This window comes from Dehalococcoidia bacterium, assembly GCA_035528575.1.
Taxonomy (GTDB): domain Bacteria; phylum Chloroflexota; class Dehalococcoidia; order E44-bin15; family E44-bin15; genus DATKYK01.
In genome coordinates, this window is sequence record DATKYK010000011.1 from 1 (window position 1) to 11783 (window position 11783).

9 protein-coding genes are annotated in these 11783 nt (G+C 51.3%); 7 read left to right on the forward strand and 2 right to left on the reverse strand.

Features of this window, described 5'->3' with window-relative positions:
- On the reverse strand, nucleotides 1–244 hold a 244-nt coding region (locus VMX96_01775; GenBank protein ID HUU62638.1), incomplete at its 3' end, for a site-specific integrase.
- A gap of 595 nt (nucleotides 245–839) precedes the next feature.
- Between VMX96_01775 and VMX96_01780 the strand changes: the two genes are divergently transcribed.
- The 7 genes from VMX96_01780 to VMX96_01810 all read left to right on the forward strand — a co-directional run bounded on the left by VMX96_01780 (nucleotide 840) and on the right by VMX96_01810 (nucleotide 9744).
- Entirely contained in the window at nucleotides 840–1820 is a 981-nt protein-coding gene (locus VMX96_01780) for an ABC transporter permease (protein ID HUU62639.1), read from the forward strand.
- A gap of 26 nt (nucleotides 1821–1846) precedes the next feature.
- Nucleotides 1847–2806, forward strand: coding sequence for an ABC transporter permease (locus VMX96_01785; protein HUU62640.1), 960 nt, complete (start codon nucleotides 1847–1849; stop codon nucleotides 2804–2806).
- Between the two features lie 46 nt (nucleotides 2807–2852).
- Nucleotides 2853–4652: an ABC transporter substrate-binding protein gene (locus tag VMX96_01790; GenBank protein ID HUU62641.1), complete on the forward strand. Its 1800-nt coding sequence runs from the start codon at nucleotides 2853–2855 to the stop codon at nucleotides 4650–4652.
- 197 nt (nucleotides 4653–4849) lie between these two features.
- Entirely contained in the window at nucleotides 4850–5764 is a 915-nt protein-coding gene (locus tag VMX96_01795) for a dihydrodipicolinate synthase family protein (GenBank protein ID HUU62642.1), read from the forward strand.
- A gap of 132 nt (nucleotides 5765–5896) precedes the next feature.
- A complete protein-coding gene (locus tag VMX96_01800) occupies nucleotides 5897–7597 on the forward strand; it encodes a dihydroxy-acid dehydratase (GenBank protein HUU62643.1) in 1701 nt (566 codons plus the stop codon).
- Nucleotides 7598–7691: 94 nt separating this feature from the next.
- Nucleotides 7692–8591, forward strand: a complete 900-nt coding sequence (locus VMX96_01805) for a dihydrodipicolinate synthase family protein (GenBank protein ID HUU62644.1) — start codon at nucleotides 7692–7694, stop codon at nucleotides 8589–8591.
- A gap of 142 nt (nucleotides 8592–8733) precedes the next feature.
- Nucleotides 8734–9744: a hypothetical protein gene (locus VMX96_01810; GenBank protein HUU62645.1), complete on the forward strand. Its 1011-nt coding sequence runs from the start codon at nucleotides 8734–8736 to the stop codon at nucleotides 9742–9744.
- A gap of 823 nt (nucleotides 9745–10567) precedes the next feature.
- On the opposite strand, the gene VMX96_01815 is transcribed toward VMX96_01810, so the two are convergent.
- Nucleotides 10568–11783 (reverse strand): IS110 family transposase (locus VMX96_01815; GenBank protein ID HUU62646.1); only part of this gene is annotated, 1216 nt, incomplete at its 5' end.

Consider the following 11783-nt stretch of genomic DNA (forward strand, 5'->3'; position numbering starts at 1 on the left):
ATGACTTTATGGCTGCCAGTTTTCGCGCCCTGGTGGCATTAGTGTTACCTTGGCTAGTGGCTACATAGTCTAGATAGTCTCGAATGTCAGCCTTGGTGACCTCTGCTACTTCAAATTTGCCTCGCTGATGCAAGAAGGGGAGCAGCCCTTTTTCTATATCAAGCCGGTATCCTTTGATAGTGCCCTGAGAGAAACCCCTCTCAATCTGAAGATAACCCAGAAATTTGTTTAACTTGCTTCTCACGGTTTTCCTCTTTTTGAGCACTAGCGTAGCAGAGGACTAAATATATTTTTAGTAGTCAATACCCTGCCAAAAGAGGGCTTGACAAACAGGAAAAGTGGTAGTAGTATTGCCCGTATAGGGACAATATATGACCGCAAGGGTAATACAATGAAGCGGTTAGAGGCCAGAGGTGATTGAGTTAGGGCATGTTTATTGTTCTAGAATAATCTCGAAGATAAGTCAAGCAACAGGGCTCAGAGACCCCGAGTGTGGGTGTTCTTTGAGCCTTTCAGTTTTCTTGCGGCAGGATGCTCGGGAAATCATGGCGAGGCAGCTTCCTCTTCCTCTTCTTCCTCCCGTCCCGTGTGGTGCCATGACTGTAATCGGGGTCAGCACCCTGCCGAGAGGAAAAAGTGGAGGCTAAAAGGAGTAGCCAGAGTTTGGTGCTAGAGAAATGGACGGGCCCTGCCGGGGGAAACCAGGGTGCTGGGGTTTTCCTCTGATTACCACCAGCTTAATTCGAGTACGCACCCCTCCCGTGACCGGAGCCCTGTGGGAATCGGGCTTAGCGGCAGGGCCCACCATCGTCCCGTAGCTATCAAGTGAGAGAAGTAGTATGCGAGCTTATATAATTGGAAGATTGTTGCTATTTATACCCATCGTGCTTGTGGTCAGTTTCATAATTTTTGGTCTAGTATCCCTCATGCCGGGCGATGCTATAGACGCAATGTTGGCCATGTCTGGAGCCGAGGAACAACTCGACAGAGCTATGGTGGAACGCGCCCTAGGGCTGGATGCACCATTCCTCGTCCGGTACGGACGCTGGATGGGAGTTGTTCCCCAGGAGGGTGGCAATTTCAGTGGTATTTTTCAAGGCGACCTTGGGATTACTTGGCGGGAAAGGATACCCTTGGTCGAACGGATAGCCAAAGCATTTCCAGTAACCCTTGAACTTGGCCTCATGGGTATAATAATAGCTCAGCTAATAGCCTTACCTATAGGTGTATATTCAGCGTTACGGCAGGATAAATGGGGTGACTATATAGGCCGTAGCTTTGCCATAGGGTGTGTCTCTTTCCCTAGCTTCTGGTTGGGGACGATGATAATAGTCTACCCCTCAATATGGTGGGGCTACATGCCACCCATAATGCTTATCCATTTAACTGAGGACCCAATAGGTAACCTGCAAATGTTCATAGTGCCAGCTCTCCTTCTGGGCATGGCCCTAGGGGGAATGACCATGAGGATGATGCGCACCATGATGCTGGAGGTGCTGAGGCAGGACTATATCAGGACGGCCTGGGCAAAGGGACTCAAAGAAAGAGTGGTCATCCTAAGGCATGCCCTGAAGAATGCGCTAATCCCGGTAATTACCGTCATAGGATTTCAGGTACCCATCCTCATTGGGGGCACGGTTATTATAGAGGAGATATTTTGTCTGCCCGGGATGGGCCGCCTACTAATATCTGGCGTCAACTTTAGAGACCAGCCGCTAGTTAGTGGAGTATTAGTCGTTTTTTCAGTCGTCATGGTGCTAACCAATCTAATGGTTGACCTAACCTACGGCTATCTAGACCCCAGGATTCGTTATAAATAGAGAAAAATTAAAAGTGGGTAAATGCTATGGCCGATAACTCATCAGGGAGAGTAGCCGAGACAAAGAGACACTCCGCGCCGGTCGGTTTCTTGATAAGGCTGGTAAAAGAAAAGCCGCTGGGTACGGCGGGTGGGATTATCACCCTGCTCCTGCTTGTCACTGGCATTTTTGCCGAGTTCCTCGCCCCCTATGGCATGAACCAGAGTTTTGAAGGATATTTCCTGACTCCGCCATCAGCCAAATTCTGGCTGGGCACAGATAACGTCGGGCGAGACATACTCTCTCGTGTCATCTATGGGGCTCGTATCTCGGTGATTGTAGGTTTGGCTACTGCTACTCTAGCTACGATTATGTCTGTGATTATAGGTATTATGTCCGGGTACATCGGCGGCAAGGTTGACATGATAGGGCAGAGGTTCGTTGATGCCGTGATGTGCATACCCGCTCTACCTCTTCTTATGGTCGTAGTCTCTGTCACTGGAGTAGGTCTATGGCAGGTAATCGTTTCTCTGGGGGTATATTGGGGTATTGTCGGTTCCAGGCACGTAAGGAGTTTTGTTATCGGCATTAAAGAGAATGCGTATGTAGAGGCTGCGAGAGCTATTGGCTGCCCCACCAGCAGAATACTTACCCGACACATCCTGCCCAATACTATGGCGCCCACAATTATCCTATTTAGCGCACGGGTGCCGAACGCGATTCTAACTGAGGCTAGCCTGAGCTTTCTTGGCTTTGGCATCCCACCCCCACAACCCAGTTGGGGAGGCATGCTTAGTGGTGGCGGGCGCCAATATATGCCAGTGCAGCCGGGAATGGCATTATGGCCCGGCTTTGCCCTGGCTCTCGTGGTCTATGGGGTAAATCTGTTTGGCGATGCAGTGAGAGACCTACTGGACCCGAGGCTGAGGGGTGGCGTCGGGCGCTATGGGGTGAGGAAGCCGAAAAAAAGCAAAAAGGGAGACGCTGCTTATGGAACAAAACTTTAGGTGAGGTGGTGGTGGAGGAATAATATCAGAATAGGAGGAAAAACTAATGAAACACAAGATTTTATGGTTGATGCTTAGCTGGCTAATAGTGGCGGCTTTAGTGCTGGCCTCTTGCGGTGAGAAAGTACCAGGGGAGCAAGAAGAGGAGGAGGAAGAAGAAGAAGAAGAAGAAGAGGAGGAGGAAGAAGAAGAAGAGGAGCCAGCAGCAGGTGCACCGCAATATGGTGGGACCCTGGTCCTCTTTGGCAATCATCCTGATAACCAAATGGGTGACCCACTAGCCCCCGACAGGAGCAAAACTGCATCCTCTAACCCTATGTTCTGGCTCGATGCCTTTCAAGAGCGCCCAATAGGTGGTGACATTGACAAGTATGGGCCGAGGGGCACCGGCGAATATGATTTTAAGTATTGGGGCTGGATTCCTTGGGAGTACCTACGAGGCATTTTGATCGAGAGCTGGGACATTACTCCAGAAAAGGTAGTCTGGCACGTACGGCCGGGAATTTACTGGCACGATAATAAGCCGCACGTAATGGAAGCCAGAGAACTCGTCGCGGATGATTTGGTATTTTATCTAATACGCCTCAGGGAGAGCCCAGCTGGGACAGGCGTTGCACAGGCGACGGGGGACATATATGCCACAGATAGATACACTCTTGACATTGAGTGGACTCAAGGCTATGACTATATGTTCATGTATACGGCTGGCTATGAGGATCGTACCACTGTTGAGCCGCGTGAAACGGTAGAAGCCGGCGCTGATAGGTTTGAAAATCATGTTGGCACCGGAGCTTTTATGAACACAGAGTATGTTATTGGTTCTTACTACAGATACGAAAGGAATCCTAATTACTGGGACACAACAACAATTAACGGTGTAGAGTATCAATTACCGTTTGTAGATGAGATTATCTACCCCATAATTCCCGATTGGGGTACCGTTATAGCCGCCCTACGGACAGGGGTGCTCGAGTGGGCAAATAGGATTCCTAGCACCTACTGGGGCGAGTTAGATAGGTCTGCTCCTGAACTGCTATGGTCCAAACAGTACATAGGAACTCCATACCCCGTAGCAGTGGGGATGGATAAGCCACCTTTAGACGATATACGCGTAAGAAAGGCTCTGATGGTGGGCGTCAACCCGAAACCTTTCTATGAGCTCATGCTCGTGCCAATGGAAATACCAGAAGTATTGCCCTACCCGCTATTGCCGACTGATCCCGCTTACATCCCATGGGAAGAAATGTCTCCTGACCAGCAATTGCTATATAAGTATAACCCGGAACTGGCTAAGGAGCTGCTGGCTGAGGCCGGTTACCCCGAGGGCCTTAAGCTGGAAATGGTTGTTAGAAGCGACTTAAGTGAGGTTGAAAGAGCCTCTCTGCTTGCTGGCCAGTGGTCTGAGATTGGGGTTGAGCTTGACTTGATAATATGCGACCCTGCTACCTGGTCAACGCACAGGTACCACCGTACTTACATGCATCTGTTCGCAGGTAGTGGCGCCGAAATGCTCAATCCTGTAATTGGGCTGGAGCGCTGCTTTATGACGGGTGGTGCCATAAACGTTCCTGGGTACTCGAACCCTGAGGTGGATGAGCTAATTTTGAAGATGAAGAGAGAGATAGACCCTGACAAGCGAACGCCCTTGATTCAAGAGGCGTGCCTTAAGGTGCTTGAGGACGTTGTTTATATACCTATCTCTGGTGCTGCCCCAGCATCCTCCTGTTGGTGGCCGTGGCTAAAAAATTACTATGGTGAGTTCACTGGTGGAGATGCTGCCACGGACAGTACTATCTTTAATAGGATATGGATTGACCAAGACCTGAAGGCAGAGATGGGATATTAGCAGTAGCCATTGTAGAAAGACCTTCGGCAATCCCCGATATGGGATTAGTGGCCAGGAGCCTAGAGGGCGAGAGTGAATACCTCGCCCTCTAGGATTGGAGTTGGGTAGCAGAGCTACATTTCTAGACATCGTTCTTTGGTAAGCATTAGTTTAAAAAGGGCACCAAAGCAATAAAAATGAATAAGGAGGAACACAAAATGTCTGAACCTTTCCGTGGAGTCTTTACAATCCCATCAACACCTTTTGATGAGCAGTTGGAGGTTGATTGGGAGGGATTGCGCCGCATTGTTGACTTCTGTGTTGGATGCGGTGCGCACGGTATCGTCTGGCCTGTCAACGCCAGCGGCTTTGCTACCCTTTCTGATGAGGAGCGGCTTAAGGGGGCGCGTGTGGTGGTTGAACAAGTTGCAGACCGGATCCCCGTGGTAATCGGAACCCAGGGCGTGTCGACAACGCACGCAGTGATGTTCAGCCGCCACGCAAACGAGATCGGGGCTAACGCGGTCATAGCCATGACACCCTATGTCCGCAAGCTGGAAGACGAGGAATCAATCCTGGAATACTACCGTGGCATCTCGGATGCTGTTGACCTTCCCATTTTCATTCAGAACCATGAGGTAGGCAGCGCCCTCTCAGTCAAGACTATGGTCCGCTTGGTTCAAGAGGTAGAGCATATCGAGTACATTAAAGAAGAGACGATGCCCCCAACTCACAAGCTTACCCAGGTGTTGGAAATGGCTCCTCCCAAGCTGAAGGGGGTTTTCGGTGGTGCAGGCGGGCGCTATCTGTTGTTGGAGCATCCGAGGGGTGTTGCCGGGCAGATGCCTGGCTGCCACATCACCGACGTGGTAGTCCGCCTATGGAATGCATTGGAGGCGAAGGACTTAAAGGAAGCCAAGCGGGTCTATGGGCTGATGGCTCCTCTGTTTGCCTTGGAGACGCTACGCGGGGTCAGTTATCCGGAGGTCTTGCGCAGACGGGGAGTGATCAAAAGTGCTCGTCAGCGTATGGCACGTAAGGTGGACGAACACGATCAACGGGCGTTGGACGACATCCTGAGGGACCTGGAGCCACTGTTCACCTGGCATAGCCGCGGAGCGAAGATATCATAGCAGTGGCGGGAGTGCTAGTCAGTCTGATGTCAGCTATATGCAATCGCCTTCTTTGACGAACGAGGGTGTTACGGATTTGGGGTCGGTTCTGCCTAATACAGCAAATTTTATAAACCAGAAAGGAGAATAGCTATGAGCAAGAGAAAGGAACTTCCAGTACGAAAGATCGATCTGAAGGACCCGTTGGGGGGGACTATCCGCGGCCACATCCGCGCGATGGGGTACACAGACTTCGACATGAAGCGGCCCGTAATTGGTGTCTGTAATCCTTGGAGCGAGCTCAATCCTGGTCATTGGCACTTTCGGGTGCTTGGTGATGCGGTCAAGCGAGGTATCTGGGCGGCCGGGGGTTTCCCATTGGAATTCCCTACTATCTCGATGTGTGAGGTCTTTCACGACATCTCAACGCTGATTTATCGGAATCTGATGGCTATGAGTACCGAGGAGATGATCGCGTCGATGCCTATTGAAGGCGTCGTGTTGCTCAGCACGTGCGACAAGGACGTGCCTGCGCAGGCAATGGCCCTGGCAACAGCCAACAAGCCGGCCATCATTGTTACTGGGGGCACCCGTCTTGCGGGCTACTACAAAGGCGAGACTGTGGCATGTTCCACCGATACTATACGCATGATGTCGGATTACAAGGCTGGCGTGATAGGCGACGAAGAGATGCAAGAGGTGGAGATGAATGGCTTCTATAACACCTGTGGCGCGTGTGGGGTGATGGGCACAGCAAACAGCGTACAGTCGATGGCTGAGGCGTTGGGGCTGACCCTACCGGGATGTGCATCCATCCCCGCAGTATATGCTCAGCGAATCCATATGGCTGAGGCCACGGGAATCAAGATCGTGGAGTTAGTCGAGCGAGACATACGTCCCTCTGACATCCTGAAGCAGTCCGCCTTTGAGAACGCCATCCGCGTTCAGATGGCTACAGGCGCCAGCACCAATGTGGTCATTCATCTCACTGCCATTGCTAGGAGAGCGGGCGTGAATTTGACACTGGATGATTTCAATCGCATCAGTAAAGAGACGCCCTTTATTACCAATGTCAAGCCCAGTGGTGCATGTACAGTGGAGGAACTTTACCATGCTGGCGGCATTACTGCGGTGATGAAAGAGCTGGAGTCATTGCTTGACACCTCAATGATGACGGCTAGCGGCCGAACCCTCGCCGAAAACTTGGAAGGCGTTAAGGTGAAGAATCCGGACATAATAAGACCCCTCTCGGACCCCTTGCAGGCGGACGGAGGCATACGCGTGGTGCGCGGCAACTTAGCACCTGATGGCGCTGTTATCAAGATCTCGGCGGCCTCGTCAAGGCTTCTGCAACATACGGGGCCAGCGGCTATTCTACGCAACCAAAACCAAGATGATATAGACCGCGACTTCGCCCAGATCACGGTTGACCATGTCATCGTCGGTCGCAACAAGGGGCCAGTGGGTGCACCAGGCATGCCCGAGGGCGGCGGTACGGGAGTGCCGATCCACCTGTTACGGCAGGGTGTGCGCGACATGGTTCGGGTGGTAGACCATCGAATGAGCGGCACAGCCTTTGGAACGGTCGTGCTGCATGTGGCACCGGAAGCAGCGATAGGTGGCCCGCTGGCCATCGTCGAGGATGGGGACATGATCGAACTAGATGCCAGAGCCGGCAAGCTGAATCTCCTGGTGGACGAACGAGAAATCCAGCGCAGGCTTGCCGCATGGAAACCTGCTCCGCCAGCCTACGACGTGGGTTATCGTTCCTTGTGGATAGACCAGGTGACCCAGGCTCCAGACGGCTGTGACTTTAAGTTCAACATTGACAAGAACTGGCGCACACATCGTTAGGAGAGACATGGCAACGAGCGAACTTAATAGTGAGTCCAGCCCTCCAGAGAGGGCGGCTTAACAATATAATATAATGAAATTAAGGAGGAAAAACATGGCAACAAAAGATTGGCGCGGTTGTTTTGCCATACCGATGACGCCGTTTGACAAAAATGATCGTATCGAAGAAGACGTGCTTGCCGCAGAGGTAAATTTTTGCATTGAGTCGGGTGTCGGAGGATTGGTGGTGCCAGTTATGGTCAGCGAGTTTCGCTTACTTTCGGAAGAAGAACGCCGAACGATGATTCGCGTTTCAGTACAGGTATGTAGCGGACGAGTGCCCGTCGTGGCCAACTGTGCGGCGGTTAACACGCCGTCGGCAGCCAGTTATGCCCGCTATGCTGAAGAGACGGGGGCTGATGCGGTGATTGCCATGCCGCCGTATGTTATGCGACCTGATTTCGAGACCATTTTTGCCTACTATCAGGCGATTTCTGACGCAGTAAATATCCCCGTGTGGATTCAGAATGCGGATGTGGTGGCCTTGTCAACGGAACAGGTAGTGCGGCTGTGTACCGAAATCGAAAACGTAAGGTGGGTCAAAGAAGAAGTCAAGCCCAGTACGCACAGCATCAGTGCTCTGGTATCCAAGAATTGTCCAGCTATAGAAGGTATCATGGGGGGAAGTGGTGGTCTTTACATGATCACTGAATGGAGACGTGGGTCAAAAGGCGTCCTCCCTGCCTGTACGTTCTGCGATCTGATACAAAAAGTTTGGGAACTCTTGGATGAAGACAAAGAGGATGAAGCAAGGGATTTATATAAACATCTTTTACCGGCGCTCATCCTGGAGCATTTGATAGGGATGGCCTTCGATAAAGAGATCATGATCCGGCGGGGCGTGTTCAAGAACAACCGCGTTCGCTTATTGGCTCATCCCTTGGACGAGGATGATATGCGTGAGATTGATCGCGTCTGGGAGCGCATTCAGCCCTATCTCATTTGGCACAAGTAACGGATTCCTTAAGGGTGGGACAAATAGCGATGCTGATGTTATAGTTCAGGTGGCAGGGTGCTCGGGAAATCCTTTACCTACTCATTTGAGCCCCATTCTGTGACGGCTCTGGTATGCGCCGTCAGCTAAAGGAGGAATCCGATTGATGAAGAGCTACCTTGACGCATGCGGGGTGCCAACCATCCGGGTTGGGCACGCTGAGCTTCCACGACTGGTTATGGGAATCCATCCGTACGATGGCTGTTCCTATCAGGATAAGCAACGGGACGCCGATAACCTGCAAGTCTTTGGACGGGTGGCCGAGGTTGTAGAGGTGTTACGCCATGCCGTGGAGGAAGGGATCACGGTAGCCCAGGTGGACCACATGATTCCGGATCTGAACCGTCTGCATCTGCAAGCGATTTGGGAGACGCAGCGTCTGACGGGCGTTCAGATCGGGCTGTTAGCTTATATTCTCATACCCGTGACTTTGAATGGGGAAATGGTGGCTTCCTCCGAAAGAGCTCACTCTACGTTCTACGCCTGCGATGAAGAAGCCGGTGGCGCTGCTTTCCGCGAACAGCTAGCGCGCGATGAAATCCTGCGCTACATGCTGGATGGGTCGATGGACAATCTGGTAACCCCGGACAAGGTGCCGCCGTATGGTTCGGAGGATACGACGCAGTTCGAGATTGACTACGCTGCGTTGGAGCGGCACCTCGGGTTCTTCGCCGGGTGCGACATCCTAGTGGCTGATCCGGGGGCCGAGATCGACCTGTTGGCGATGACAGGCCGTTTTGACCTGATCCGCGAGTATATCGAGTTCCTGCGCCAGCGTTTCGACACGGTGATCACCAGTGTCCACCACGCTGGCGTAACCATCCCACTGCTGGAATCCGAGGGCATTCCCGTAGATGGTTACCTCACGCCGGTGAACCAGCCTGGGATGTACATGTTCCCGACAAAGGAGTTGGCACTAGACGCGCTCCGCCAAGCGCGCAAGCCCGTGATCGCCATCAAGCCCCTGGCCGGAGGCCGCTATTTGGGGCCTCACGCCTTCAGGTTCGTTTTTGACGAGGTGGGGGTGGACGCATGCCTGTATGGCATGGGCACGTTGGAGCAGGTGCGGGCTACCACGAGAGCGGCCAAGGAAGTGTCGGGCGCTATAGGGTAAAAGTGAAAAAAGAAGCGAATAAGTAGCCACTTCAAGCTACTAAGTGCTAATTCAAGCTAGTTTGAGACACATTACATCAAGTTGCATCACTTTGAAACAGTTTAAGACACAACATACTATGAGCCTTTTGTCAATGGCTCAGGTCTAAAGCGAGGGGAGTACCCTCTAGCTTGTTGCGAAATGCTAGTTCTCTAAAAATGGGGCTAATATCTCCAATGCCTTCTCTGCCCGCGATTCCAGCACATGAATCTCCCAGTTTACAGCTAAAGGTGAAGCATACCCGGTTGCTTGAAGTCCCATACCTTTCAGTAAACAGCGAATGCCATGCTCTTTCAGAATCCCTGACCACATATTTGCCACTGCTTCATTGGGAGCAGTGATAATATGGACAAGTCGCTCATCTCTCTCTTGGTCTTTCAAGGTGGTTAATTATAGCACGAATTATGACTGAGGCATTTCGCAACAAGCTACCTCGTGTTATACCTAAGATAAGGGTGAGAATGCGGAATAAGAGAAAGGCTTAAGCCTAGGATACCCAGTCTGAAAACATAATTATACCCACTGGGGTTGGAGGTAATTCTCCAGCCCTTATTTTTTATCCGGCTCAGTTTGTTGGCGGGTGGCCCCAACCCTTTTCTTTCTGACCCCTAATTTAGCGTCCAGATGCGAGGTCATTCCTCAAAAGGAAGCCCCATCATACCTCATACAGGTTTGGTCAGAGGGGTGAGGGCACCATGTTGATTCCCGAGCTTACTCCTTAAGAGCGCCCAAATTTTTTAGACGATGTCACCCCACCCGCCTGATAGGTAAATTTACTTATCGTCTAGGCTACTACCAACTCCCTTTCTGTCTCTACCTTGTAGTTTTTCTCATAGAACGAATGCTTATTGAATAAAGCGAAGACAAGATACAGTAATCTCTTGCACACTGCCCCACGTGCCTCTCTCTTTTTGAGCGGATTTTGATGTAGCGGACGTTCCTGTAGTCGCTTGGCCCAGGCTTTGAATTCCTGGTTATGCTGCAATATGTTCAATGATACTTCCCAAAGACAATAGCGAAGAAGTGGGCGGCCTTTTTTGCTCATCGGTGTCTTACTTGCCTGTTTGTTGGCAGACTCCGACTGTATCGGGTTTATACCTGCCATCTTTACCAGCTGCTTACCGCTACGGTAATAATTCAGTGGTCCTAGCTCACCCAGTATGCCGGCAATAGTGATATGCCCTAGCCCTGGGATTGACAGGAGATACTTACTCTCTGGTATCCACCCCACCAGTGTTACAATAAGGTCCTCTACCTTCCGCCTGTGCTCGGTAAGTAAACGAATCCGCTCTATGAGTAGAGAGAGCTCAAAGGAAATTACTCCTGCTCCTGCGTGAATACCAACTGAGCCACGAGCAGCCTGATATATAGCACTCAGCTTTTTGCGAATAATATGCTGCCCTTTGTATTTTGCCGTCATCGTGTCCATAAACTTCTCCATGCTCATCTCGGCGATGACATAAGGTGAGGGATATGTAGCAAGCACAGCTAGAGCTGTTTTGGTGGAGACATCCTTGAAAACGCTGTGAAATTCCGGGAATAAGCTATCAAGGAGAGCGCTGAGAAGATTGGTAGCTCTGCTCCTCTCCCTGCCGAGGCTATAATAGGTGTGATAGGCAGCGCGCAAGTCAGCATAGATGCCTTGTGCTAACTTGGTCTCCATGAATTTGCCGGTACGTAGTAATTCCGCTGCCATATCCGCGTCTCGGTAGTCATTCTTCCTGCGGTCAATATCTTCACCCTCTCGTCTACGCTTCAAGGTGAAGGGGCTAATTAGCCGGAAGGGGATTCCTCGCTCTTCTAAAAAGTAGGCCAGAGTGCGCCAGTAGCGGCCACCTGCCTCAATGGCAAAGATAGTACCTCTACTGTCAGTCTTTACCATCTGCGCCTTGGTACGTTCCAGTAACTCTACGAAGCCATCTCTGGAATTGCTCACCTTGAACTTAGCTCGTGTGAATGCATCCTGTGTCTTGACTACTGCTGCATGTTTCTTCTTGTGG